Annotated in this window: 28 protein-coding genes; 12 read left to right on the top strand and 16 right to left on the bottom strand. The window is 63.9% G+C overall.

Going from position 1 to position 22,640, the window contains the following annotated elements; all coding sequences use genetic code 11:
* Window positions 1-15: 15 nt before the first annotated feature.
* The 3 genes from C7I87_RS07260 to C7I87_RS07250 all read right to left on the bottom strand — a co-directional run bounded on the left by C7I87_RS07260 (window position 16) and on the right by C7I87_RS07250 (window position 2,349).
* The gene (locus C7I87_RS07260) at window positions 16-366 is read right to left on the bottom strand and encodes a hypothetical protein (RefSeq protein WP_149903557.1); all 351 of its coding nucleotides are present in this window, start codon (window positions 364-366) and stop codon (window positions 16-18) included.
* A 134-nt stretch (window positions 367-500) separates the two neighbouring features.
* Window positions 501-1,841, bottom strand: coding sequence for a chloride channel protein (locus C7I87_RS07255; RefSeq protein WP_149903556.1), 1,341 nt, complete (start codon window positions 1,839-1,841; stop codon window positions 501-503).
* Window positions 1,842-2,049: 208 nt separating this feature from the next.
* Window positions 2,050-2,349: a hypothetical protein gene (locus tag C7I87_RS07250; protein WP_149903555.1), complete on the bottom strand. Its 300-nt coding sequence runs from the start codon at window positions 2,347-2,349 to the stop codon at window positions 2,050-2,052.
* A gap of 242 nt (window positions 2,350-2,591) precedes the next feature.
* Between C7I87_RS07250 and rlmN the strand changes: the two genes are divergently transcribed.
* The 3 genes from rlmN to C7I87_RS07235 are packed head-to-tail and all read left to right on the top strand — an operon-like array spanning window position 2,592 to window position 4,752.
* Entirely contained in the window at window positions 2,592-3,827 is a 1,236-nt protein-coding gene (gene rlmN / locus C7I87_RS07245) for a dual-specificity RNA methyltransferase RlmN (RefSeq protein WP_149903554.1), read from the top strand.
* A 32-nt stretch (window positions 3,828-3,859) separates the two neighbouring features.
* A complete protein-coding gene (locus tag C7I87_RS07240; protein WP_246696225.1) occupies window positions 3,860-4,273 on the top strand; it encodes a hypothetical protein in 414 nt (137 codons plus the stop codon).
* Window positions 4,270-4,752 carry a hypothetical protein gene (locus C7I87_RS07235; protein WP_149903552.1) on the top strand — a complete coding sequence of 161 codons (483 nt, stop codon included), beginning with the start codon at window positions 4,270-4,272 and terminating at the stop codon, window positions 4,750-4,752. Before C7I87_RS07240 ends, C7I87_RS07235 begins: the two co-directional genes overlap by 4 nt.
* Here the strand turns inward: C7I87_RS07235 and C7I87_RS07230 are convergent.
* From C7I87_RS07230 to C7I87_RS07195, 8 genes are all read right to left on the bottom strand, one after another.
* The gene (locus tag C7I87_RS07230) at window positions 4,724-5,365 is read right to left on the bottom strand and encodes a LysE family translocator (RefSeq protein WP_149903551.1); all 642 of its coding nucleotides are present in this window, start codon (window positions 5,363-5,365) and stop codon (window positions 4,724-4,726) included. The genes C7I87_RS07235 and C7I87_RS07230 overlap by 29 nt on opposite strands.
* Before the next feature lie 167 nt (window positions 5,366-5,532).
* Window positions 5,533-6,471 carry a carbohydrate kinase family protein gene (locus C7I87_RS07225; RefSeq protein WP_149903550.1) on the bottom strand — a complete coding sequence of 313 codons (939 nt, stop codon included), beginning with the start codon at window positions 6,469-6,471 and terminating at the stop codon, window positions 5,533-5,535.
* A complete protein-coding gene (locus C7I87_RS07220) occupies window positions 6,468-6,986 on the bottom strand; it encodes an ureidoglycolate lyase (RefSeq protein ID WP_149903549.1) in 519 nt (172 codons plus the stop codon). The genes C7I87_RS07225 and C7I87_RS07220 overlap by 4 nt, the downstream gene beginning before the upstream one ends.
* Window positions 6,983-7,723, bottom strand: a complete 741-nt coding sequence (locus tag C7I87_RS07215; RefSeq protein WP_149903548.1) for a BtpA/SgcQ family protein — start codon at window positions 7,721-7,723, stop codon at window positions 6,983-6,985. Before C7I87_RS07215 ends, C7I87_RS07220 begins: the two co-directional genes overlap by 4 nt.
* Window positions 7,720-8,547, bottom strand: coding sequence for a GntR family transcriptional regulator (locus tag C7I87_RS07210; protein WP_149903547.1), 828 nt, complete (start codon window positions 8,545-8,547; stop codon window positions 7,720-7,722). The genes C7I87_RS07215 and C7I87_RS07210 overlap by 4 nt, the downstream gene beginning before the upstream one ends.
* 7 nt (window positions 8,548-8,554) lie before the next feature.
* Entirely contained in the window at window positions 8,555-9,418 is an 864-nt protein-coding gene (locus C7I87_RS07205) for an ABC transporter substrate-binding protein (protein ID WP_149903546.1), read from the bottom strand.
* A gap of 40 nt (window positions 9,419-9,458) precedes the next feature.
* Window positions 9,459-10,223, bottom strand: coding sequence for an amino acid ABC transporter ATP-binding protein (locus C7I87_RS07200; RefSeq protein WP_149903545.1), 765 nt, complete (start codon window positions 10,221-10,223; stop codon window positions 9,459-9,461).
* Entirely contained in the window at window positions 10,220-11,026 is an 807-nt protein-coding gene (locus tag C7I87_RS07195) for an amino acid ABC transporter permease (RefSeq protein ID WP_246696224.1), read from the bottom strand. The genes C7I87_RS07200 and C7I87_RS07195 overlap by 4 nt, the downstream gene beginning before the upstream one ends.
* A gap of 316 nt (window positions 11,027-11,342) precedes the next feature.
* Here C7I87_RS07195 and C7I87_RS07190 point away from each other — a divergent pair, with 316 nt between their 5' ends.
* The 3 genes from C7I87_RS07190 to C7I87_RS36420 all read left to right on the top strand — a co-directional run bounded on the left by C7I87_RS07190 (window position 11,343) and on the right by C7I87_RS36420 (window position 13,474).
* Window positions 11,343-12,566 carry an argininosuccinate synthase gene (locus tag C7I87_RS07190; protein WP_149903543.1) on the top strand — a complete coding sequence of 408 codons (1,224 nt, stop codon included), beginning with the start codon at window positions 11,343-11,345 and terminating at the stop codon, window positions 12,564-12,566.
* Between the two features lie 93 nt (window positions 12,567-12,659).
* Window positions 12,660-13,172 carry a hypothetical protein gene (locus C7I87_RS07185; protein ID WP_246696223.1) on the top strand — a complete coding sequence of 171 codons (513 nt, stop codon included), beginning with the start codon at window positions 12,660-12,662 and terminating at the stop codon, window positions 13,170-13,172.
* Window positions 13,173-13,345: 173 nt separating this feature from the next.
* The gene (locus C7I87_RS36420) at window positions 13,346-13,474 is read left to right on the top strand and encodes a hypothetical protein (protein ID WP_281409045.1); all 129 of its coding nucleotides are present in this window, start codon (window positions 13,346-13,348) and stop codon (window positions 13,472-13,474) included.
* Window positions 13,475-13,523: 49 nt separating this feature from the next.
* Here the strand turns inward: C7I87_RS36420 and C7I87_RS07180 are convergent, their stop codons facing one another.
* Complete coding sequence (locus C7I87_RS07180; protein WP_149903542.1) at window positions 13,524-14,321, bottom strand: lytic murein transglycosylase; 798 nt, start codon at window positions 14,319-14,321, stop codon at window positions 13,524-13,526.
* A gap of 294 nt (window positions 14,322-14,615) precedes the next feature.
* Here C7I87_RS07180 and C7I87_RS07175 point away from each other — a divergent pair, with 294 nt between their 5' ends.
* The 6 genes from C7I87_RS07175 to rpsP all read left to right on the top strand — a co-directional run bounded on the left by C7I87_RS07175 (window position 14,616) and on the right by rpsP (window position 20,138).
* Complete coding sequence (locus C7I87_RS07175) at window positions 14,616-15,713, top strand: zinc-binding metallopeptidase family protein (protein WP_149903541.1); 1,098 nt, start codon at window positions 14,616-14,618, stop codon at window positions 15,711-15,713.
* A gap of 62 nt (window positions 15,714-15,775) precedes the next feature.
* On the top strand, window positions 15,776-16,375 hold the full coding sequence (locus tag C7I87_RS07170; protein WP_149903540.1) for a DUF1236 domain-containing protein: 600 nt from the start codon (window positions 15,776-15,778) through the stop codon (window positions 16,373-16,375).
* Window positions 16,376-16,528: 153 nt separating this feature from the next.
* Window positions 16,529-17,482, top strand: coding sequence for a CPBP family intramembrane glutamic endopeptidase (locus C7I87_RS07165; RefSeq protein ID WP_149903539.1), 954 nt, complete (start codon window positions 16,529-16,531; stop codon window positions 17,480-17,482).
* A 293-nt stretch (window positions 17,483-17,775) separates the two neighbouring features.
* Entirely contained in the window at window positions 17,776-19,356 is a 1,581-nt protein-coding gene (gene ffh, locus C7I87_RS07160) for a signal recognition particle protein (protein ID WP_149903538.1), read from the top strand.
* Between the two features lie 7 nt (window positions 19,357-19,363).
* A complete protein-coding gene (locus C7I87_RS07155; RefSeq protein ID WP_149903537.1) occupies window positions 19,364-19,690 on the top strand; it encodes a chorismate mutase in 327 nt (108 codons plus the stop codon).
* Between the two features lie 49 nt (window positions 19,691-19,739).
* A complete protein-coding gene (gene rpsP / locus C7I87_RS07150) occupies window positions 19,740-20,138 on the top strand; it encodes a 30S ribosomal protein S16 (protein WP_149903536.1) in 399 nt (132 codons plus the stop codon).
* A 76-nt stretch (window positions 20,139-20,214) separates the two neighbouring features.
* Here the strand turns inward: rpsP and C7I87_RS07145 are convergent, their stop codons facing one another.
* The 4 genes from C7I87_RS07145 to C7I87_RS07130 all read right to left on the bottom strand — a co-directional run bounded on the left by C7I87_RS07145 (window position 20,215) and on the right by C7I87_RS07130 (window position 22,570).
* Window positions 20,215-20,478 carry a YMGG-like glycine zipper-containing protein gene (locus C7I87_RS07145; RefSeq protein ID WP_149903535.1) on the bottom strand — a complete coding sequence of 88 codons (264 nt, stop codon included), beginning with the start codon at window positions 20,476-20,478 and terminating at the stop codon, window positions 20,215-20,217.
* Between the two features lie 60 nt (window positions 20,479-20,538).
* On the bottom strand, window positions 20,539-21,132 hold the full coding sequence (locus tag C7I87_RS07140) for an SRPBCC family protein (RefSeq protein ID WP_306440474.1): 594 nt from the start codon (window positions 21,130-21,132) through the stop codon (window positions 20,539-20,541).
* Between the two features lie 17 nt (window positions 21,133-21,149).
* Complete coding sequence (locus tag C7I87_RS07135; RefSeq protein WP_149903534.1) at window positions 21,150-21,560, bottom strand: DoxX family protein; 411 nt, start codon at window positions 21,558-21,560, stop codon at window positions 21,150-21,152.
* Between the two features lie 104 nt (window positions 21,561-21,664).
* Window positions 21,665-22,570 carry a bestrophin family protein gene (locus tag C7I87_RS07130; protein WP_149903533.1) on the bottom strand — a complete coding sequence of 302 codons (906 nt, stop codon included), beginning with the start codon at window positions 22,568-22,570 and terminating at the stop codon, window positions 21,665-21,667.
* Window positions 22,571-22,640: the final 70 nt, after the last annotated feature.

Genomic DNA, 22,640 nt, shown 5'->3' with positions numbered 1-22,640 from the left:
GAGTTCAGCTCCCGGTCAGACGGTCCACGTCCAGTCGATCGGGTAGTTGAAAATCGGGGTGAACGTCACGCCGACCGCCTCCATGTCCCTGCGGCCGTCGACGACCATCTCCTTCAGCCGGTCCAGCTGTGACGCATGTTCTTCGGTGTCCCAAACGCTGACTTGCACGATCGAGCCCTTGGGCGAGACGCCCGCATAGAAATGAAGGAGCCCGGGCAACCGTCTGATGGCCGGGATGATGTACTCCGAGGTCTTCTTGCTCGCGGCGTCGACCTCGGCGAACCGGCTCGGCTCGTAGCTGGCACGCGAGACGCGGACGACGGCGGTTGTCGGTAGCGACTCGGCCATGGTGGTTCTTTCCGTCATGGGAATCCTATCTCTTGCCTTCGCTGCTGTCTGCATTGCGGCCGCTGTCTCTTGCCGGTTACGACTTCGGACCCTACGCAATTCCGGAAAAATGCGAAGTGGTTTCCGCCCGAATTGCGACGAGAGAAAAACCTTCAGATCTCAAGCGTGGCCCGCCGCCGCCGGATCGCCTCGGCGATGAAGACCCGCGACAGCGCGTGATAGAGCGGCTCGTGCGAGATCAGGCGGGCCGTGCCGTAGCCCAGCATCGAGGCCAGCATCAGGCCGATGACATTGTCGTGATTGCCGGTCATTTCGAGGATGATGACGAAGGCCGTCATCGGCGCCTGCACGACGCCGGCAAAATAGCCGGCCATGCCGAGCAGCGCCGCGACGCCGGCGCTGCTGCCGAACACCAGGCCGAGCGAACTGCCGATGCCCGCTCCCACCGCCAGCGAGGGCGCGAAGATGCCGCCGGGTATTCCTGAAATCATCGACAGCAGCCCGGCTGCGAATTTCTCGGCGAAGAAGAACCAGGGCAGCGGCGCGCCTTCGACCGCGCTGCGTGCCTGCGCGTAGCCGGTGCCGAAGGTCAGCCCGCCCGAGACGATGCCGATCACCGCTACCGCCAGCCCGCAGACCGCCGCCACCAGCAGGGCGCGCCACAGCGGCTGCAGCGCGTGCCAGCGGCGGATGCGCCGCGTCGCCTTCAGCGCCAGCAACGAGAACAGTGCGCCAAAGCCGCCGCCGATGACACCGCAGGCGATTACCAGCGGCCAGTCGGCGGCGAACGAGATCGTGTCCCTGGACACGCCGAAATAGGTGTAGTTGCCGACCAGCCCGAGCGAGGCGAGGCCGGCCAGGATCACCGCCGTTAGCACCAGCCCATTGGTGCGCGCTTCGTAGGTGCGGCCCATCTCCTCGATGGCAAAGACGATGCCGGCAAGCGGCGTGTTGAAGGCGGCGGCGATGCCCGCGGCCGATCCCGCTAGGATCAGGCCGCGCGCCTGCGCCATGCCGCCCCAGCGTGCCGCCTGCAGCATCAGCGAGGCGCCGACCTGCACGGTCGGACCCTCGCGGCCGATGGATGCGCCGCAGAACAGGCCGACGATGGTGAGCACGATCTTGCCGACCACGAGCCGCAGCGACAGGATATGGCTGCGGTCGTCGTCGTCGCGCAGGTGCCGGGCGGCTATCGCCTGCGGAATACCGCTGCCTTGCGAGCCCGGAAAGAAGGCGTAGGCCAGCCAGGCGCACAGCACGAAGCCGGCCGGCGTGACGATAAGCGGCAGATAGAAGCGCCAGCCGCCATCATTGCCGATCATGACATGGAACAGCGCCTGTGCCTTGTCGGCCAGCACGGCAAACAACACGCTGATCAAGCCGATCGAAATCGCGCCCGCCCAGAACACCAGACGCGGTTGCCAGACGCGCCGCGAGCCCCACATGGCGCGCGAGCGCCGCAGGAAGGGGTATTTTCGCGATTGGCCGGCCATGTCTGCCCTCGTTGGGAAAACCCAGCCGTAACACAGACATGACGCCGATCAAGTAAGAGTCTGATGATCGGACGGGGATCAAAAAGCCGCGGTGTTCGGCCGTCGGCTCGCGGGCGTGGTCCAGAAAGCGCACAAGGCTCGTTCAATCGAAGTGAAAGCTGCCCATTCCGCCGGCCTTCAGGCCGGCGGGATGGCGCTGGCGAGATCGTCACATGGCCATTTTTTCACATTCGGCCTGGGCCTTCTTGGTCGACGTGTCGATCATATAGGCTTTGCCCTTGGCGTCGGTCATCATCATCATGCAGTGCTTGATCGGCTTGGCCATCTTCATCATGTCGGCGCCCATCTTCGCATCCGGCATCATGGTGCCCATGTGCCCGTCGGGCATGATCGCCGTCACTTGGCCACCTTTCATCATGGTCATGGTGCCCATTGTGTCCTCGGCAAATGCCTGCGAGGCGCAAATAGCGGCTAGGCCGGCAATGACGGTGAGCTTGATCGAGTTCATTCCGCATACTCCCATTGTGCAGGGGCACAGTCGCCCCATTCAGGGTTCGCGGATGGCTCGCCAGCCGTTACGCCGACACGAACATGTGATCGATCTCGCGCCAGGAACACCGCGGCCAGGCGGCGGGACAGGCCGCCCGATCGCCCGCGGCATGACTCTGCCGCCAAGCTGTGCTATGCGCCCCGCTTGAGATCAGGCACGATGGATGAAATCGGCCGTAACCCGCTTATATCAGTGCAACCATGACCCTTTCACTCGACCTTACCGCCGAAGGCGCCCGTGACGCCTTGCGCGCTCGCACCGCGCAGACAGAAAAGCCCTCGCTGATCGGCCTGACACGGGCCGAACTCGGCGAGGCTCTCGTCGCTTCAGGCATTGTGCCGGAGCGCCAGGCAAAGATGCGCGCCCAGCAGTTGTGGCACTGGATGTATGTGCGCGGCGTTTCCGACTTCGCCGGCATGTTCAACATCTCCAAGGATCTGCGCGCCGAACTCGACAAACATTTCACCGTCGCCCGGCCCGAGATCGTCGAGGAGCAGATTTCCGCCGACGGGACGCGAAAGTGGCTGTTCCGCTTTCCGCCGCGCGGCGCCGGCCGGCCGGTCGAGATCGAAACCGTCTATATCCCCGAGGAAGGCCGCGGCACGCTCTGCATCTCTTCGCAGGTCGGCTGCACGCTGACCTGCTCGTTCTGCCACACCGGCACACAGAAGCTGGTGCGCAACCTGACGGCGGAAGAGATCCTGGCGCAGTTGCTCACCGCGCGCGACCGGCTCGGCGACTTCCCCGACCGCGACACGCCTGACGGCGCCATCGTGCCGGCCGAGGGCCGAAAAGTCTCCAACATCGTCATGATGGGCATGGGCGAGCCGCTCTACAATTTCGAGGCGGTGAAGAAGGCGCTGCTGATCGCCTCCGACGGCGACGGCCTGTCCCTGTCGAAGCGCCGCATCACGCTGTCGACCTCCGGCGTCGTGCCGGAGATTTTCCGCACCGGCGAGGAGATCGGCGTCATGCTGGCGATCTCGCTGCATGCGACCAATGACGATCTGCGCGACCTCCTGGTGCCGATCAACAAGAAGTATCCGCTGAAGGAACTGATCGCCGCCTGCCGCGCCTACCCCGGCCTGTCGAATGCCAAGCGCATCACCTTCGAATATGTGATGCTGAAGGACGTCAACGATTCCATCGAGGACGCCAAGGGATTGATCAAGCTGCTCAAGGGCATTCCGGCCAAGATCAACCTGATCCCGTTCAATCCGTGGCCGGGCACCAACTACCAATGCTCCGACTGGGAGACGATCGAGAAGTTCGCCGACTACATCAACAATGCCGGCTATGCCTCGCCGATTCGCACGCCGCGCGGCCGCGACATCCTGGCCGCCTGCGGCCAGCTGAAGTCGGAATCGGAACGCATGCGCAAGGTCGACCGGCTGGCGCTGGAAGCCATGATGATCGCGGGGCACGGCGAGGCGTGAGCCGTCTCGTCGCCTGCTCGAAGCGCTTCACCGTGATCGCCGTAGGCTACGTCGCCGCCGTGCTGACCTCGATCCTGGTGCCGGTGCTGCTGATCGTCCTCCTGGCCGGGATCGAGGACGGCAACTGGTCGATCATTTTCACATTCGACTGGCTGACCTCCTTCCCGCTCGCCGTGTTGACCGTGGCGATCTGCGCGCTGCTGATCGTCGGCCCCGCGATCTTCCTCGCCGAACGGTTTGCGTTGCGAGGATGGTTCTACTTCGCCGTCACGGGTGCGATCACGTCGATCTCCTTCGGTGTTTTTGTGCCCGGCTCGGCCGGAGGCTTCGTTTTCAATCCGGGCTTCCTCGGGTTTCTGGCCGCGGCCGGCATTGCCGCCGGCTGGGTCTACTGGCTTCTGGCTGGACGCAGCTCCGGTCATCGCGCGGGCCGTGATCCCCGATGAACCGTCTCGTCGCCTATATCGTGCGCTTCGCCATCATCCTGTTCGGCTACGCCGTCGCCTCGCTGGCGGCGAGCGCCTTCCTCAACGTCCTGTTCCTGGCCTCGCTCGGCTACGCGCCGGTGCAAGCGCATCCGGCGGCGACGGCATCGCTCTATTTCTCAATTCCTTTCGTCGCCCTGTTCGTCGCCTATTTCGGCTTCATGCCGGCGGCGGTCGTCATTCTGATTGCCGAAATCCTCGGCCGGCGCGATTGGCTGTTCTACGCGCTGGCGGGCGCGGTGGTGGCAGGGGTCTTCCTCGGCCTCGTCGACAATGTCCGCGATTCCGCTTTCGCGGTCACGGAGACCAGCACCCTCATGGCGGTGCTCGGTGGTGGCATGGTCGGCGGCATCTTCTACTGGCTCAGCGCCGGCCGCTGGGCAGGAAGCTGGTGGAAGGACGAGAAAGCTCCTACTTCGCCTGGGCCGACAGGATCTTGAGCGCGAAGGCCGAGAACACGCCGGCGAAGAGATAGTCGACCACCCGCGTCACACGCGGGCTGGCCTTCATCGCCGCCGAGAATTTTTCCGCCGCCAGCACCATCGGTACCGTCACAGGGATCGACAGCACGATGAACATGGAGCCGAGGAAGAACAGCTTCCCGGGCGCGTTCGGATCGTGCGCGGAGACGAATTGCGGCAGGAAGGTCATGAAGAACAGGATGATCTTCGGGTTGAGCAGGTTGACGCCGAGCCCCGCCGCCCAGCTGCGCAGCAGCGAAATCTGCGGACCCGTCTTCTTTTCCGGCGAGAAGGCCGAGCCCTTGGTGATCGCCTGCCAGGCCAGGAAGACGAGATAGCCGGCGCCAAAGATCTTCAGCACGAAGAAGGCCATCGGCGAGGCGACGATCAGCGCCGAGACGCCGACCACCACCAGCGTGGTGTGGATCAGCGTGCCGCACAGCGCACCGGCCATCGAGGCAAAGCCGGTGGCCCGTCCCTGGCTCAGCGTGCGCGACACGAACAGCGTCATATCAGGGCCTGGCGTGATCGCCAGGATGACGGTGGCGATCGCGAACTGGATCAACGTGGTGGTGTCGGGAATGAAGGACATGGCAGGCCTCGGGTAACGCGTGGCCTATACAGGACGCGCCGCGCCGGCGCCAGACGCAGTGGCGATCCCTCGGTTGATCCTGCAAGCGCTGCTTCAGCAAGGGCGGCCTGCTGGATCAAGCCATTGAGATCAGGGCCATGAGAAGGCATTCCAGGCGCAGCAACCAGTCAGATGGCGCGGAGAGCCTCATCCCGCCATCGGCACACTTCTTCGAAGCTCGCCTTGCCGCCCCTCGGCCCATGGATCGTGACCGAGCGGGAGGCCGCCGCCACGGCGAAATCGAGTGCCTCCGCGAAGACCTGTCCGCGCGACAGGCACCAGGTCAAGGTTCCGCCGAAAGTGTCGCCGGCACCGGTTACGTCGATCACGTCGATCGGATAGCCCCGCGTCCGAAGGATCGCCTCGCCATTGCTCGCCTCGGCTCCGTCGGCTGCCAGGGTGCGAACAACCCATGAGATTCCCGCAGCCCGCATCCAGTCGCCGATGAGAGACAGGTCGTCATGCCCAAAGGCATTGCGAAAGCCCACCTGGTTGAAGATGACGACTTCGGCCCCGAGCAGATAGGGCAGATCCTGCGTGCCGCAGCCGCCGACATCGAGGTCGAAAATCATGCGGCGCCCATGCTCGCGTAGATCCGCCAGCAGTCTCGCCTGCGCAAACACCTCGCCGCCGACCCGGCAATGCAGCCGGCGAGCGCGGTAGAGCGTCGTATAGAGAAAGCCCGGTGCGCGCAGCGCGGCCAATGTCGCCGCGGACAGCCACATCGGTTGCTGCCCCATTTCGACAGTCAGAACGATGTGTTCGCCCTCGACCAGGAAGATCAGGTTGCGCGATTCTGGAATCGCCGGATCGGTCAGCATATGCGCCACGCCGACATCATTGGCGCGCAGATCGGCGATCAGGCGCCTCGACAGCGGGCTGTCGTTCAACAGCGATATGAACTCGGTCGCACCGCCCAGGGCAGCATGGACGACAGCGGCGTTGGCGATCGAACCGCCGGCTTCCGCCGGCATCTCGGTGACCATGCCCTTGTCGGCGCGGCCCGGCCAGCGGTCGGCGGTGTAATATTCGTCGAGCGCCACGTCGCCGATGAAGAAGGCCGTCATGCATGCATTCCGTGGCTCGCGTCTGCGCGGACCAGAAGCGCCCCGCCTTCGACCGGGACCCAGGGACTGGCGCCAAGTCCGCAGATCGCCATCCAGAAATAGGGTGTCGGGCGTGTCAGGCCCCGGCACGCATCGTGCCAGACGCCTCGATCCATCACCACCGCCTGTCCGGGCGAAATCACGAAGGCCTCGATCTCGTCACGGCGCGGCGCCGGTGCTGCCGAAGCCGGAGCCACGGCGAGCACAATCGGCGCATCCGCGCAAAAGATGGCCTCCTCGGTGCCGGGATGCCGTTCCATCTCTGTGCAATGCCAGGGAGCGGCCCCGCCGCTGGTCATGCCGAGATGGCCGCTGCCGCCGATCAGCGGCCTGTGGGTGAAACCGTCCTGCCAGCCGTTGCCAAGCGTCCAGACGACCTTCTGGTCGCTGCCGCCCAACAGGTCGTAGACGGTGCCGAACCGCGCGAACGCCTCGGCGGTCGCGGGGCGCGCGACGACATGGTCCTGCCCGGTCATGCCGCGGCCCGCAGCGAACGCACGGCCCGCATGAAGCGCACGACATGGTCGGCTTCCATCGCGCCGGTATCACGGTGATCGCGCTTCAGCCAGCTTCCCACGATCGCGCCATCGGCAACCGCCAATTGTTCGGCGGCATTGGCTTCCGTCATCCCGGCGCCGATCAGAAGAGGCACTGTTCCGCCCGTCGCGGCACGGAATCTCGCCACCTTGCTGAGCTCCGTTGGCTCGGCGGTTGCGTTGGAGGTCACAACCAGTGCGTCGCAGCGGGCGGCGCCGATCTGGACGTCGACCGCCTCCGGCCGGCCGGAAAGGACGGGCTTGTATTTGAAGCGCACCCCGCCAAGCACCAGCACCGGAACGGCGGCTCTGTGCGCCGCCAGGTCCTCGGCGAAGGGCGCATCGGCCTCCGGCGGCAGGTGGCCCGCAACCGAATCGATCTGAATGAAGTCCACGGGATAGCTGCCAGCCAGTGCAAAGGCCGCTGCATCGTCGCGCAGCACGTTGACGCCGATCTTGCCACCCAGGCCCAGTCCGCAGATGCGGTCAAGCGCACGCTCGACATCGTCCGCGTCGCCGAAGTAGTTTTCGATTACCAGTCCATCCACACCTTCGCCGATCAGAATGCGTGCCTCTTCCTCGGCCTGTGCAAGCTTGGCCTGATGCCCTTCGCCAGCAAGATGCAGCATCGCCAATATCGGCTTGGGGGTCGTGAAGGTCTCGCCGAAGCGGCTCATATATGTTCTCCTGCACTTTGCTCCGAGGGGAGTTGCGCCATGTTGCGTCCCCAGCGCGTTGCGAATTTCATCTGGACGGCGGGCGAGTAGACGATCGAAGTGCGTTCGACCAACCGGTCGTTGCCGTCCAGGACGTCGCCGCTGGCGCAGAGGTAGCCCGGCACTTCCGGCGCCGTGGCGAAGACCTCCTTCAGCTGCTGCGAGGGCGGCACGACCGTCAGCAGAAGCTCCGAGCGCATGGGATGCCTGCCATAGTCGCGGCGCAGTACGTCGTAGAGCGACTGCGCCGCGAAATCATAGCTTTCAATGCCGGGATAGAGTTCAAGGCTCAACCACGACATATCCACGTTCAGCCAGGTGACGGCCTCGCCATTGGCGAGCCCGCGCGCACGGACCAGATGCAATTCGCCGTCCTTGACCTGATGCTCCAGCATCCGTGTGACCGGGCGCTGGCCTTGCCTGCGGGCGAGCTCCGTGAAACTGCCGAAGTTCCAGATGCTGTGGCTGACCGGACGGTGGGAGACGATCGTTCCACGGCCCCGGATCTGCCGCACCAACCCCTCCGACACCAGCAACGACATCGCGTTGCGGACCGTGGTTCGCGCTATGCCGAACTGATCCCGCAGCTGGTTTTCCGAAGGAATGGCTTCCCCTTCGGCAATATCCCCGCTCAGAATTGCGGCCCGCAACATTCGATACAGCTGACGGTAGAGCTGTTCCCCCGAATATGTGTCGAGCCGCAGTCGTGACAGGTCGACTTCAGGGCGGCCTGTCACGACGGAAGGATCGGCGGCGGACGGATCGTGCGCATCAGGTCGCGGCATGGTTCCTCTACTTTTTTGTGCCGTTTATCGTGAAGTCCTCGACGCCGGCCTCTTTCAGGCCATAGCGGTCCAGAATCCCGGCGTAGGTGCCATCTGCCTTCATGGTGGTGAGTGCCGCAAGGATAGCGTCGCGCAACTGCGTGTTCGGCTTGGCAAGCGCAATGCCATAGTGGTTGATCTCGCCGACTGCGCCGATCTGGTAGAACTTGCCGGGCTCCTGCTTCATCAGGTCAAGCAACCCTTCCAGCCCGATGATCGAGGCCTGTGCACGCCCCTGGCGGATCTGCATGATATGTTCGGCTTGCGTTGGTATCTGGATGACGTTCATCTGGCTGTCGGCCGCACAAGTGGTCTTGCTCAGGTCCTCGGCCCAGGTAACCCAGCTGGTGCCGGTTGCAACCGCAATGGTCTTGCCGCACAAATCGGCCTCGGTCTTGATCGAGTCCTTCAGATCGACGGCGGTGTAAAAAACATTGCCGGTCTTGAAGTAGTCGATGAAATCCAGCTGCGTCTGGCGTTCGACCTTGTCGGAGAATGCCGTCATGATCAGGTCCGAGCGCCCCGTGACGACCTGTGGGATGAGCTGCGGGAATTCGACGTTCTGGAAATCGGCCTTCAGGCCAAGCCGATCGGCGATGGCCGTCGCCAGATCGATGTCGAAACCCTTGAGGTCGCTCGAGCCGGCATCATTGTATTCCATCGGCGGGTAGGCAAGGCTGATGGTGACATTGAGCTTGCCGGCGCTGCGCACGGCATCTGGCAGCTTGGCCGCCGCGGCTTCATCGGTTGCAGCCCGGGCAGGGCTGCATACAGCCAGGCCCAGAAGAGCAACCGAGGCAAGGCGCTGAGCCAGCGATAACGTTCGTGTCATTTTAGTTCTTCTCCCATTGTGAAAGTTTGCGCGCCCTGTTTCAGGACAGCACGCGGCTGAGGAATGTTCTGACCCGCGGATCGCCGGGGTTGCTCAGAACGTGTTCGGGTTTTCCCATCTCCCGAATTTCACCGTCGATCATCACCAGGACGCGGTCGGCGACCTCGCGGGCAAAGCCGATTTCGTGTGTGACGACAATCATGGTGGTGCCGCCTTTGGCGAGACCGCGCATCACCTCCAGCACCTCGCCTACGAGTTCGGGGTCGAGCGCGCTGGTCGGTTCATCGAACAGCATCACGCGAGGCTCCATCGCCAGCGCGCGCGCAATGGCGACGCGCTGCTTCTGTCCGCCCGAAAGCTGTGAGGGATAACTCGATGCCCGGTCAGCCATGCCGACCTGATGCAGGAGCTCCATGGCGCGTGCCTCTGCCTCGGCACGGCGCAGGCCCCGCACAACCATGGGCCCTTCGATGACGTTGCCCAGCACCGTACGGTGGGCGAAGAGGTTGAAGTGCTGGAAGACCATTCCGAGCTGGCGTTGCTGGGCGCGCAGGCGGCCGACTGGCAATTCGTGCAGCACGCCGGTGCGCAGTTCGTAGCCCACGATCGCGCCATCTATCCAGACATAGCCGGCGTCGGGGACTTCAAGATGGTTGATGCAGCGCAGGAACGTGCTTTTGCCGCTGCCGGAGGGGCCGAGGATGCAGACCACCTCTCCATAACTGACATCCAGGTCGAGCCCCTTCAGCACCTCATGGGTGCCGAACTGCTTGCGGATGCCGACCGCCTTGACCGCGAGACTCATGCTTCACCCGAAGCAATCGCCTGTCGCGACCGCGTTTTGAACCATTGCCGGCGGCTTCCTGCGCCGGCGGCACTTTGGCCGAAATGACGTTCCAGATAGAACTGACCGATCGACAGCAGCGTGGTCCCGGCCAGGTACCAGATCGAGCAGACGAAAAGCAGCTCGATGACCGCGCCGTTGATGAAGTAGATCCGTTGCGCGGCGTTCAGCATTTCGCCCATGGCAATGGTCGCGGCGAGCGAAGAGAACTTGAGCATGCCGACGGCGCTGTTGCCCAGGACCGGCAGGATCAGCCGCAAGGTCTGTGGCAGCACGATCCGCCACATTGTCTGGCCAGGGGTCATGCCCAGCGTGTTGGCCGCCTCGATCTGACCGCGATCCACGGACCCGATGCCCCCGCGCACGACCTCGGTGAGGTAGGATCCCTCATTGACCCCAAGCCCCAATACGGCGGCAACAAAAGGGGTCACCACGTCAACCATCCGCTCGTCGACCAGGCCCGGAATGTAGAGACGCGGGAACACCAGTCCGATGTTGAACCAGATCAGCAGTTGCAAGAGCACCGGCGTGCCGCGAAAGATCCAGACATAAAGCCAGGCGGCAAACCTCAGTGTCGGGTTGGCCGCCGTGCGCATGATGCCAAATCCCAATCCAAGCGCGACGCCCAGGGCCAGCGCGCAGGCCGAGATCAACAGCGTCCAGCCAAACCCGACGATGATGACGCGGGCGGTAAGAAACTGCCCGACCACATCCCACCGGATCTGCCCCATCGCGAAAGCGCGCACCAGCAGCGCCAGGATCAAAAGCCCGATCGCACCGCTGACCCAGCGGCCGGGATGGGCCAGCCGATGCCTCGGGGCATCGGGGCCCGGCAGGTCCGAGACTTGCAACCATTGGGAGGGTTTTGGCGTGTTCATTCTTCAAATGTCTGGTTAGGTCTACAACTTCGTAGTTGCGACATTGCTAACTGTCAAGCGGCTATCGCGACGCCAGGGGCAGTTGATGCATCTCGCGTGGAAGTGGCCGCGCGTGCTTGCTCGCTTTGCCGTTCCTGCTAAAAGGCGCTCCGACAATCCATGACGCCCTTGCCTCGAGCGTCCGCTTTTCGACGGAGCAGAAATGTCCAAGACCAAAGACGTCAAGAAGGTCGTGCTCGCCTATTCCGGCGGCCTCGACACCTCCATCATCCTGAAATGGCTGCAGACCGAACTCGGCGCCGAAGTCGTCACCTTCACCGCCGATCTCGGCCAGGGTGGTGAGCTGGAGCCGGCGCGCCGCAAGGCCGAGATGATGGGCATCAAGGACATCCGCGTTGTCGACGTGCGCGAGGAATTCGTCGCCGACTTCGTCTTCCCGATGTTCCGCGCCAACACCGTCTACGAAGGCACCTATCTGCTGGGCACCTCGATCGCGCGGCCGCTGATCTCCAAGCACCTGGTCGAGATCGCGAGGGAAACCGGCGCCGATGCAATCGCGCATGGCGCCACGGGCAAGGGCAACGACCAAGTGCGTTTCGAGCTTTCGGCTTACGCGCTCAACCCCGACATCAAGGTGATCGCGCCGTGGCGCGACTGGTCGTTCAAGTCGCGCACCGACCTGATGAACTTCGCCGAACAGCACCAGATCCCGGTGCCGAAGGACAAGAAGGGCGACGCACCGTTCTCGGTCGACGCCAACCTCCTGCATTCCTCTTCCGAGGGCAAGGTGCTGGAAGATCCATGGGTGGAGCCGCCGGAATTCGTCCACCAGCGCACCGTGTCGCCGATGGACGCGCCGGACGCCGTCACCGAGATCGAGATCGAGTTCCTGAAGGGCGATCCGGTCGCGCTCAACGGCAAGAAGCTGTCGCCGGCCACCATGCTGGCCGCCCTCAACGATCTCGGCCGCGACAATGGCATCGGCCGGCTCGACCTGGTCGAGAATCGTTTCGTCGGCATGAAATCGCGGGGCGTGTATGAAACGCCCGGCGGCGCCATCCTGATCGTGGCGCATCGCGCCATCGAATCGATCACGCTTGACCGCGGTGCCGCGCACCTCAAGGACGAGTTCATGCCGCGCTATGCCGAGCTCATCTACAACGGCTTCTGGTTCTCGCCCGAGCGCCTGATGCTGCAGGCGATGATCGACAAGAGCCAGGAAGACGTCGAAGGCACGGTGCGGCTGAAGCTCTACAAGGGCAATGTGATGGTCACCGGCCGCAAGTCGAAGAAGACGCTCTATTCCGACGCGCTGGTCACCTTCGAGGACGACCGTGGCGCCTACGACCAGAAGGACGCCGCCGGCTTCATCCGCCTCAATGCGCTGAGGCTGCGCACATTGGCCGCGCGCAACCGCAAGGGCTGATGTCCAGACAGTGACCTGACGCTTTGCCAATCAACGTTCAAGAAACCCGGCGTAGACGCCGGGTTTCTATTGGATACCGCTAATATAGACAAAATGAAGCCGCCTGTAGTCGGTTTGACCTTTTGGCGGCTTCATTTAAGTTCATTTGCGGGTTTTGGGGTTTTGACAGTGAAAAATAGCATTTCTCTTCTGCTTGGCGCGGTCGTCGTCTTGTCGGTGTGCCAGGCTTCACAGGCGGGCGCCAAGCGTGACCCGAAGGTGGATATGAACGAATGTATCGCCTCCGCCCGCACATCGGACCTTACGTTCAAGCACGATATGGCTTCGTTCATGGGCGTCTCGCAGGAGCGCATGCCGGCTTTGTTCTGCCAGCGCCTCGCCGATGGGATACGTAGCGGCCGGATCAGCTATTCCGACATCAACAGGCTGCAGCTCGACCAACCGACCGAAATCTGGATGGTCATCAAGGGCAAGCCAAAACCCGCCAAGGTTACGCAAGCCCCGGCGCCGCGGTCGCTCAAATTCCGCAACTGCAGCGGTGTTGACGGCGCCTTCCAGGTTCCAGTTTCTCAGAAATGTCCGTTGAGCGGCTGGGCGAATCATTGAGAGCGATGTGCCCAAGCGCTTAGCTACTCTTGCAACCGGCTTCCTGCCCGCGTTGGCTGTGCTGACAAACCTGGCCGGCGCCGAGGCCAGCGACTACGATCCCGCCTCCCTCGACCTTGCCGCCCTGATCGAATGCAAAGCTGACGCCGGACAAATTTCTCGGCGAGAAGGTCATGGCCGAAAGCACCGAGGAGGCCGGCGGCGTGAGTCTTGCCACGCGCATCACGCTCAACGTCTCGACGGTCGAGTCCCATCCCGGCAAGACACTGGCCGGCTGCTCCTATGCGCTCGACGTGAAATGAAAAACCCGGCGCGGAGGCCGGGTTCTTCGTTCAATGCCGTGCGGTTCGATCAGTCGGCATCGATCGCGGTGGCAATGCGGGCGATGGCCTGCTGATAGACGCTCGCGGAATTCCAGCCGGCGATCGCGCCCATGTTCGACTCCGCGCTGGCACCAGCCCGCCAGCCATGACTCTTGAGGAAGTTGGCGGTGGACGCCAACGCGGTGGCCTTGTCGCGCAGATTTCCGCTGCCGACCGCATACTTCAGGACATTTCCGGGCAGGAACTGCGTGTGGCCGATCTCGCCATGCATGGCGCCGACCGACGAGGCGGTCAACGCTCCGCGATCAACTAGCTTCAAGGCCGCGATAGCGTGCGGATGAAAATAGTCTGGACGGCGGCAATCATAGGCAAGCGTCAAAATGGCGGAGACCGTGTTCTGGTTGCCCATGGAGGCGCCGAAGCCGGTCTCCATGCCCCATATGGCGAGCAGCACGCCCGGCGACACGCCGTAGTTGGCTTCGATCTGGTTGAACAGCGCCGCGTTCGACTTCTTCAGCGCACGGCCCTTGGAAATGATCGCCGACCCGCCACGGCGCTTCATGAAATCGTCCACCGAGCCGCTGAAGGCCTTGTGGATGGCGCGGTCGGCGGAGATAGTCCTTGTTGCGTAGGTCGCGCCGGCCAGAGCGGCCAGGCCCCTCGACCCGACACCTTCGGATTTGGCCTCGGCGGCGAAATCCTGCTTCCAGGCATCGAAGCCGGCACCCGTCTTGCCGCAGCTGGCCGCCGCTTGCGCGCCCGTTGCCAGCCCCAGCACCGCCACCACCGCGGCCGCTAAAATCCTACCCTTGGCAAGAAATGCCATATTGTTCTCCTGGTTGCCTGATTCACGTCCCGATTGCGAATTTGCCAGCGAAACGCACATTTGTCACCGTCTGTGGCGTAACGCTGGCGGATGCCGGGGAATTTGCCTACGATCTAGGGATTATTGTGGCAGGCCTGGCATGGAAGACGTTGATGCCGGCCATGGATCGCATCGGCGGGCAGCCTGACCAGCGAAGCGAAATAGTCTCGCCGGGCCGCGGAACACCGGCCGGTGGCTCGCGTTTGGGCACGGGCCGCCATGCATCCCGTGCCCTCCTGATGAATTGAGACCGACATGAAACTTTTCGACTGCCCGCATTGCGGCCACCGTCTCTATTTCGAGAACGCCCAGTGCCTGAACTGCAGGAGTCTCGTGCTCTATGATGCCGAGGGCGCGCGCTTTGTCTTGTCCGGCGTCGACGGCGCCATCCAGTGCACCAATGCCGACGAATGCGCCTGCAACTGGATGGCCGAGCCGGGGCAGGTCTTCTGCCGTGCCTGCGTGCTGAACCAGCTGATCCCCGACCTCTCGGTCGACGGCAACCGCCGTCGCTGGATCCGCGTCGAGGCGGCGAAGAAGCGCGCCATCTATTCGCTGCTCGCCTTCGGCTTGCCGGTGGCGCCCAAGCAGAGCCCGACGGACGAGATCGGGCTGGCCTTCGACTTCCTCGCCGATCCGATCGGGGGCGGCCCGGGCGGCGAACGGATCCTCACCGGCCATGACAACGGCCTGATCACCCTGAACGTCGCCGAGGCCGATTCAGCCGAGCGCGAAAAACGTCGCGTCGAGATGGGCGAGAACTACCGGACGCTGCTCGGCCATTTCCGCCACGAGCTCGGCCATTATTACTGGGACCGCCTGATCCGCGACGATCCGCAAGGGCTGGAAGCGTTCCGCGCCTTGTTCGGCGACGAGCGTGCCGACTACGAACAGGCGCTGAAGGATTACTACGCCAACGGCGCCGCGCCCGACTGGCAGCAAAATCACATCTCGGCCTACGCCACCTCGCACCCCTGGGAGGACTGGGCCGAGACCTGGGCCCACCATCTGCACATCACCGACACGCTGGAGATGGTCCATGCGCTGAACTTCCCGCTCGGCCGGCTGGAGACGGTGGAGGCAAACGAACTGCCACGGGGCGACACCGGCGGCGGGCTGCAGGCAGCGCCTTCGGAACCTGCAAGCACGCCCGAGCCCTTCGACAAGATCCTTGCCCGCTGGCTGGTGCTGTCGGAAGCCTCCAATTCCATCAACCGCTGCATGGGCCTGCCCGACCTCTACCCCTTCGTCATTTCGGACGTGACGGCGCAAAAACTGGCCTTCGTTCACGACCTTCTGACCGGTTTGCCGAAAGAAGCGGGAACAAATCGTGAGTTGGCGCGCGCATTTTAGCCGGAACGCATGCGTCTCTGCCCCGTTTTCACCGCCGAGGGACCATGAAACGGAGAGAAGCCATGAAACCCCTGTTGTTCCCCGCCGTCGCCGGGATGTTGACCGTGATGTCGGGTGCCGCGTTTGCCGATACCGCCGTCTCGGCCGTCACCGATCTCAACGTGCGCGCCGGCCCGGGTCCGCAATATCCGGTGATCGGCGTGCTCGCCGCCGGCCAGTCGGCGACGCTCAACGGCTGCATCGAAAACAGCAAATGGTGCACGATCGCCGAAGCCGGCGGCCAGGGCTGGGTCTATTCCGACTACGTCACGGCCGATTTCGGCGGCAGCCGCGTGGTGCTGACGCAGCGCCGCTCCGCTGTTGCCGTCGTCTCGCCGCCGGAAGACATCGGCAACTACTCGACCGACTATACCGGCGCGATCGTCTCCGGTGACGCGGTCGTGGGCGACTTTCCCGCGCCCCCCGCCGAAGTCCGGACGTATGTCGATACGCATCGCCTCGACCCCGTCTATCTCGACGGCGAGGTGGTCACTGGCGCAACGCTGCCCGACACTGTCGAGCTGCGCGAAATTCCGAATTACAATTACCGCTATGTCTATGTGAACGGCCAGCGGGCGCTGATCGATCCGCAGACGCGGCGCATCATGTACGTGGTGCGTTGACCCGAAGCCAGATGTTGCCCGCTGGCGACGTCTGGACAGGCGATCGCGGCACCCGGGCGGCGCCTGAGTGCCGCGACGCGTATCTGATATCGATTTCGATTCCCGGTGCCATCGGCTAGATCAAGCAGCGATGGATTGGGATCGAGGACAAGCGTGACGATCGACGACACCGCCTTCGAGCGCTATCGCAACGCGCCGAACGCCAGGACCACTTTGCCGCGTCTGTTCCTGGGGACGCTGATCGTCGTTCTGCTCTGGGGCGCCACCACCGCGGCCGTGCTTCTCGGCGGCACCCATGTTTACTTCGCCTGGCAGGCGGCGGCTTCGCCATACGGGATGGAGGGTTTCCTCGCCTCGCCCATCGGCATCCTCAGCGCGCTTACCTCCTTCGCCGGGATCTGGATCGGCCTGTGGATCGCGATGCGCTGGGTACATGGCGAGCCGCTGTCGGCGCTCCTCGGCGCCAGCCGCCGCGTATCGCGGCCGGACTTCCTCAAGGGGCTGATCGCGGTGCTGATCACGTCGGCTTTGTCCGAAATCCTGCTCTATTTTCTGGAGCCGGGGATCGCTCGCGGCACGATCAGCCTGTCGTCCTGGCTGCTGTTCCTGATTCCGATCGTCGCGCTCACCTTGCTGCAGACCTCGTCGGAGGAAGTGCTGTTCCGGGGCTATCTGCTGCGCGGTCTCGCCAACCGGTTCCGGAGCCCCTTGATCTGGGCGCTGCTGCCCGGCTTGCTGTTCACCTCGCTGCACTGGAGCGTCGGTTCCTCAGCCGCCATCAACGCTTGCGTGCTGGTCTCGATCGCCGCCTTCGCGCTGCTGCTGACGCTGGTGGTCTACGCCACCGGCAATCTCGGAGCTGCCCTTGGCGCCCATCTCGGCAACAACCTGACCGGCTTCCTGCTGATCTCGCATCAGGAGAGCTACAATTCCTTCGCCCTGTTCACCGCAAAACCGCTTGAAGGCCCCGGTTGGATGATGTCCGATGCCATTCTCATCGCCCTGATCGGCATCGCGAGCAGCCTGTTGACGATTGCTCTATTGCTGCACCCACGTTCGCCACTCAAAGCCACGGCCGAGGTTCCGAACGCCGTGGGTACGGCCTGATCGCAGCCCGGGAAACGGCGCGACACCGGCCTTTGCCTTGACTCTTGCGCCGATTTCCTGTCTACAGCCCACGAAATCCGCGACGAGTATCCCTCCGAGCAAGCCGACCAGGACGCCGAAGCCTCTTTGAGGCCGAGTGCTGTAAACAGATCCTGGAGGCCAACACCCGGCAGCGCTGTGCGCCCCCGGGTGCTTTTTGGTTTTGGGCTTTTGCTTGGGCTGGCTTTTGCTTGGAGACTGGGCGCGAACGCATTACCTCTCGGTTCGAATGAATCGGGATCGAAGGAAGCAAGATGTTTGAATCGCTGCAGGAGCGCCTTGGCTCCATCCTGAACGGCCTGACCGGCCGCGGCGCGCTGTCGGAGGCGGATGTCTCGGCGGCGTTGCGCGAGGTGCGCCGTGCGCTGCTCGAGGCCGACGTGGCGCTGGAAGTGGTGCGATCCTTCACCGACAAGGTGCGCGAGAAGGCCGTCGGCGCCGCCGTGCTGAAATCAATCAAGCCGGGACAGATGGTCGTCAAGATCGTCCATGACGAGCTGGTCGACATGCTGGGCGCCGAGGGCGTCGCCGTCGACCTCAACGCACCGGCGCCGGTCGTCGTCATGATGGTCGGCCTTCAGGGCTCCGGCAAGACGACGACCTCGGCCAAGATCGCCAAGCGCCTGACGGAGCGGCAGAACAAGAAGGTCCTGATGGCCTCGCTCGACACGCGGCGTCCCGCCGCGCAGGAGCAGCTGCGCCAGCTCGGCGAGCAGGTCAAGGTCGCGACGCTGCCTGTGATATCGGGCCAGAACCCGGTCGATATCGCCAAGCGCGCCGTGCAGGCGGCCAAGCTCGGCGGCCATGACGTCGTCATCCTCGACACCGCCGGCCGCACCCATATCGACGAGCCGCTGATGGTCGAGATGGCCGACATCAAGAAGGTGTCGAGCCCGCACGAGATCCTTCTGGTCGCCGACTCCCTGACCGGTCAGGACGCCGTCAACCTGGCGAAAAGCTTCGACGAGCGCGTCGGCATCACCGGCCTGGTGCTGACCCGCATGGATGGCGACGGCCGTGGCGGTGCCGCGCTTTCGATGCGCGCCGTCACCGGCAAGCCGATCAAGCTGATCGGCACCGGCGAGAAGATGGACGGGCTGGAGGAATTCCACCCCAAGCGCATCGCCGACCGCATCCTGGGCATGGGCGACATCGTCTCGCTCGTCGAGAAGGCGGCAGAAAACATCGACGCCGAGCAGGCGGCGGCGATGGCCAAGAAGATGCAATCAGGCAAGTTCGACCTGAACGACCTCGCCCAGCAGCTTCAGCAGATGTCGAAGATGGGCGGCATGGGCGGCATCATGGGCATGATGCCCGGCATGGGCAAGATGAAGGACCAGATGGCCGCCGCCGGCCTCGACGACAGGATGTTCGGCCGCCAGCTCGCCATCATCTCGTCGATGACCAAGGCCGAGCGCGCCAATCCCGATATGCTGAAACACTCGCGCAAGAAGCGCATCGCCGCCGGCTCCGGCACCGATGCCGCCGAGATCAACAAGCTGCTCAAGATGCATCGCGGCATGGCCGACATGATGAAGGCGATGGGCGGAAAGGGAAAAGGCGGCGGCCTCATGCGCGGCATGATGGGCGGTCTTGCCTCCAAGATGGGTCTCGGCGGCATGATGCCCGGCGGTGGAATGGGCGGCATGCCCGATCTGTCGAAGATGGACCCCAAGCAGCTCGAAGTCTTGCAGAAGCAGGCGCAGGCCGCCGGCCTCGGCGGCATGAAGGGTCTGCCCGCCCCAGGCGGCGGCTTGCCCGGCCTGCCTGGCGGCATGAAGCTTCCTGGCCTCGGCGGTGGTGGCGGCCTGCCCGGTCTCGGCAAGAAGAAGTGAGGACGCTATGAACGAAGAAAAGGACATGGCCGACGCCCGCACCGTCCTGGCCGGCTACCGCGCCTCGATCGACAACATCGATGCCGCCCTCATCCACATGCTGGCCGAGCGCTTCCGCTGCACCAAGGCGGTTGGCGTGCTCAAGGCCGAACATGGCCTGCCGCCGGCCGACCCGGCGCGCGAGCAGCAGCAGATCGCCCGTCTTCGCCAGCTGGCCAAGGACGCGCATCTCGACCCGGATTTCGCGGAAAAATTCCTCAACTTCGTCGTCCGCGAAGTGATCCGGCACCACGAACAGATCGCCGCTGCCAACGGCGTGACGAAAACCGGCTGATAACCAGCCTGAACAGATCAACGAAATCAGAGCTTTTAGGAGAAAAGAAATGGCACTGAAGATCAGACTGGCCCGTGCGGGCTCGAAGAAGCGTCCTTACTACCACGTCGTCGTCGCCGACGCCCGTTCGCCGCGCGATGGCAGGTTCATCGAGTCGCTCGGCTCGTGGAACCCGCTGCTGCCGAAGGACGGCGAGCGCATCAAGGTTGACGCCGACCGCGTCAAGCATTGGCTGTCGCACGGCGCCCAGCCGACCGACCGCGTGCTGCGCTTCCTCGATGAAGCCGGCCTGGCCAAGCGCGAAGCCCGCTCCAACCCGAAGAAGGCCGAGCCCGGCAAGAAGGCGCAGGAACGCGCCGCCCTGCTGAAGAAGGCCCAGGACGACGCCGCTGCCGCCGTCGCCGCGGCCGCTGCCGCGCCGGCCGAGGAAGCAGCTACCGCCGAGTAATCGCTTCCTATTCCTTGCGGAAATAGAACGGCGGGCCTGTGCCCGCCGTTTTGTTGTGTTCAGTCCTGGTCGCCGATCAATAGCCGCTTGGGCAGCGATCGACATAGGTACGACCATAGCGATCGCGGTACCGGCATTTGCCGCTTTCGCTGGCATGGCCGATCAACGCCCCGGCCACCGCACCGACAGCGCCACCCACAACCGCGCCCTGCACCGGATCTCCGGCCACGGCCGCGCCAACCGCGGCACCGCCTAGGCCGCCGACGGCAGCCCCTTTTTCCGTCTGCGAACAGGCACCGAGCGCCGTCGTCAGCACCAGAATGGTCAGGATTCTCTTCATTTGTCGTTCCTCTCACATGCGGATCGCCGTCTCGCCGCCAAGTCCTAAACTCTCAGACGGCTAATTTGATCCCGAGAAGAACGAAGATCGCGACGCCGCTCGCTCGGACAGGCAGCGGCGTCCCAGGCTGGTCATGCCTCGGTGTCGCGTTTCAAATTGGCGAGGCCGGCCTCGAAATCCCTGCCGATCAGCGAAATTCATGAACAGGCCCATCAGCTTGGCGATGAACGGCCTGTTGCCGCGCATCGCCCAGATCACGGCGGTGTTCTCGCCCGATTGCGCCAAGGTGAAGTCGACGCTGTTGTTGGCGCGAAACGGCTTCTCGAAATCGAGATTGAGCGACACCAGCGAGGACGGCACCGAATTGACGATCTCCATGCGCCCCTTGCCGGCCTTGCCGTTGCTTTCCCAGGCATAGGCGGCGCCCTTGCCGCTTGGCGCGCCGGAAAGCGTGCGCTTCATGTTGGGGTCGAGCTTTTCGTAAGGCGACCATGCCGGCCAGCGGCTGAAATCGTTGATCAGCGGAAAGATCGCTTCGGCGGGAGCCTTGATGTTGGCGGTGCGGGTGACGACAAAATCATTGGGCCGCGTCGCGGCATAGACGAGCACGGCGGCGATGATGACGACCAGAATGACGAGGATGGTGCTGAACATTTTTCTCTGCTCTAAAATTATCGGCTGAACGGGATCAGCGCGCGCACCCTGGGGTCGCGCAGATAGAGGCCGCCCCACAGTATGATGCCGAGATAGACGCCGAACAGCGTGTGCGAAACCAGCGGATTGCCGATACGCGCATTGGTGGCGATGGCGCCGCCCATATAGGCGGTGAGCAGGATGGCGCCGAGCACGGAGGTGCGCGGCAGTGCGTAGAGCGCGGTCGAGACCAGGCCGATGATGCCCAGCATGCGCGCGACATTGGCGTCGGCCGGCCAGCCGAGCGGCACCATCGTCTGGGTGACCACGTCGAGCGGCGGCAGCTTGATGGCGCCGTCGAAGATCATGAACAGGATGATGAGGCCGCTGAGCACACGGCCGGTCCACAGGGCGCCGGACGAGACGGGCGCGGTTTCGGAAATGCTCATTGGTCGTCCCTTCTGATGGTTAGCCCCGTTTTCAGCGGGTCGAACCAAGGACGTGCCATGAGGCGGCAATCCGACAGGTGTCCGGATTCTTTGATGATGCGGCCTTACGAAAAATAGAATTTTTCGGCCGGCAGCATCTTTGGCGGCGTCTCGCCGAGGGCCTCGAACACCGAGATTTCACAGACCCTGCACAGGCCGTCGAGCGCGAGGTCGTTGGCTTCGGTGCCGAACGGGTCCTCGAGTTCTTCCGAAAGCGCATCGAGGCCGAAGAAGGTGTAGGCGATCAGCGCCGTGAACAATGGCGTCGCCCAGCCGGTGGTCGAGATCAGGCCGATCGGCAACAGCAGGCACACGATGTAGGCCGTGCGGTGCACCAGCAGCGTGTAGGCGAAGGGCAAGGGCGTGCCGGCGATCCGCTCGCAGCCGGCCTGGATGGCGGTGATTGATGCCAGCCTCTCGTCCAGGATGCGGAAACCGATCGTGTCGAGGTCGCCACCCCCGCGCTGCGCATTTGCACGGCGGCCCATGCGCCTGACCATCTCGTCCGCCGGATTGGCGTAACTCGCCGCCGTCTCGGCTTCAGCCTCGATGAAGGCACGGACGTCCTTCACGCTATCGATCTTGCGCAACTGTCCGCGCAGGAAATGACAGAAGGCCAGCGCTTCCATCAACAGGGCGCGTTGCTCGGTCCGATCGGGAATGAGGCTGGTCGTTGCGCGGGCCAGATTGCGGATTTCGAAAACCAGCGCGCCCCACAGCTTGCGCGCTTCCCACCAGCGGTCATAGGCAGCGTTGTTGCGGAACGACAGATAGATCGACAAGGTCACGCCGACCAAGCCGAAGGGTGTGATGTTGAAGACGCCGAGATCGAGCTGGAACCAGCGCGCCACGACGAGGATGACCGCCGAATAGATCGCGAAGCCGAAAATCTGCGGCAGGATGCGTGGCACCACCGAGCCGCGCATGATGAAGAACAGCTGCAGGAAGGTGGGGCGCGGACGAACGATCATTCAGGGGCCTTTCACGGGCCGGCGTCGGCCCTCAGCTCCTGTATTGTGCGATGCGAGAGATGCGCAAGCC

The sequence above is a fragment of the Mesorhizobium sp. SARCC-RB16n genome (assembly GCF_008520305.1).
Classification (GTDB): domain Bacteria; phylum Pseudomonadota; class Alphaproteobacteria; order Rhizobiales; family Rhizobiaceae; genus Mesorhizobium.
This window is presented reverse-complemented; position numbering and strand designations above follow the sequence as displayed.

What these genes read in the sequence shown, in the direction of transcription:
- C7I87_RS07260 (WP_149903557.1), bottom strand. Translation starts at nt 366, where the DNA reads ATGACGGAAAGAACCACCATGGCCGAGTCGCTACCGACAACCGCCGTC.
- C7I87_RS07255 (WP_149903556.1), bottom strand. Translation starts at nt 1,841, where the DNA reads ATGGCCGGCCAATCGCGAAAATACCCCTTCCTGCGGCGCTCGCGCGCC.
- C7I87_RS07250 (WP_149903555.1), bottom strand. Translation starts at nt 2,349, where the DNA reads ATGAACTCGATCAAGCTCACCGTCATTGCCGGCCTAGCCGCTATTTGC.
- rlmN (WP_149903554.1), top strand. Translation starts at nt 2,592, where the DNA reads ATGACCCTTTCACTCGACCTTACCGCCGAAGGCGCCCGTGACGCCTTG.
- C7I87_RS07235 (WP_149903552.1), top strand. Translation starts at nt 4,270, where the DNA reads ATGAACCGTCTCGTCGCCTATATCGTGCGCTTCGCCATCATCCTGTTC.
- C7I87_RS07230 (WP_149903551.1), bottom strand. Translation starts at nt 5,365, where the DNA reads ATGTCCTTCATTCCCGACACCACCACGTTGATCCAGTTCGCGATCGCC.
- C7I87_RS07225 (WP_149903550.1), bottom strand. Translation starts at nt 6,471, where the DNA reads ATGACGGCCTTCTTCATCGGCGACGTGGCGCTCGACGAATATTACACC.
- C7I87_RS07220 (WP_149903549.1), bottom strand. Translation starts at nt 6,986, where the DNA reads ATGACCGGGCAGGACCATGTCGTCGCGCGCCCCGCGACCGCCGAGGCG.
- C7I87_RS07215 (WP_149903548.1), bottom strand. Translation starts at nt 7,723, where the DNA reads ATGAGCCGCTTCGGCGAGACCTTCACGACCCCCAAGCCGATATTGGCG.
- C7I87_RS07210 (WP_149903547.1), bottom strand. Translation starts at nt 8,547, where the DNA reads ATGCCGCGACCTGATGCGCACGATCCGTCCGCCGCCGATCCTTCCGTC.
- C7I87_RS07205 (WP_149903546.1), bottom strand. Translation starts at nt 9,418, where the DNA reads ATGACACGAACGTTATCGCTGGCTCAGCGCCTTGCCTCGGTTGCTCTT.
- C7I87_RS07200 (WP_149903545.1), bottom strand. Translation starts at nt 10,223, where the DNA reads ATGAGTCTCGCGGTCAAGGCGGTCGGCATCCGCAAGCAGTTCGGCACC.
- C7I87_RS07190 (WP_149903543.1), top strand. Translation starts at nt 11,343, where the DNA reads ATGTCCAAGACCAAAGACGTCAAGAAGGTCGTGCTCGCCTATTCCGGC.
- C7I87_RS07185 (WP_246696223.1), top strand. Translation starts at nt 12,660, where the DNA reads ATGAAGCCGCCTGTAGTCGGTTTGACCTTTTGGCGGCTTCATTTAAGT.
- C7I87_RS36420 (WP_281409045.1), top strand. Translation starts at nt 13,346, where the DNA reads ATGGCCGAAAGCACCGAGGAGGCCGGCGGCGTGAGTCTTGCCACGCGC.
- C7I87_RS07180 (WP_149903542.1), bottom strand. Translation starts at nt 14,321, where the DNA reads ATGGCATTTCTTGCCAAGGGTAGGATTTTAGCGGCCGCGGTGGTGGCG.
- C7I87_RS07175 (WP_149903541.1), top strand. Translation starts at nt 14,616, where the DNA reads ATGAAACTTTTCGACTGCCCGCATTGCGGCCACCGTCTCTATTTCGAG.
- C7I87_RS07170 (WP_149903540.1), top strand. Translation starts at nt 15,776, where the DNA reads ATGAAACCCCTGTTGTTCCCCGCCGTCGCCGGGATGTTGACCGTGATG.
- ffh (WP_149903538.1), top strand. Translation starts at nt 17,776, where the DNA reads ATGTTTGAATCGCTGCAGGAGCGCCTTGGCTCCATCCTGAACGGCCTG.
- C7I87_RS07155 (WP_149903537.1), top strand. Translation starts at nt 19,364, where the DNA reads ATGAACGAAGAAAAGGACATGGCCGACGCCCGCACCGTCCTGGCCGGC.
- rpsP (WP_149903536.1), top strand. Translation starts at nt 19,740, where the DNA reads ATGGCACTGAAGATCAGACTGGCCCGTGCGGGCTCGAAGAAGCGTCCT.
- C7I87_RS07145 (WP_149903535.1), bottom strand. Translation starts at nt 20,478, where the DNA reads ATGAAGAGAATCCTGACCATTCTGGTGCTGACGACGGCGCTCGGTGCC.
- C7I87_RS07140 (WP_306440474.1), bottom strand. Translation starts at nt 21,132, where the DNA reads ATGTTCAGCACCATCCTCGTCATTCTGGTCGTCATCATCGCCGCCGTG.
- C7I87_RS07135 (WP_149903534.1), bottom strand. Translation starts at nt 21,560, where the DNA reads ATGAGCATTTCCGAAACCGCGCCCGTCTCGTCCGGCGCCCTGTGGACC.
- C7I87_RS07130 (WP_149903533.1), bottom strand. Translation starts at nt 22,570, where the DNA reads ATGATCGTTCGTCCGCGCCCCACCTTCCTGCAGCTGTTCTTCATCATG.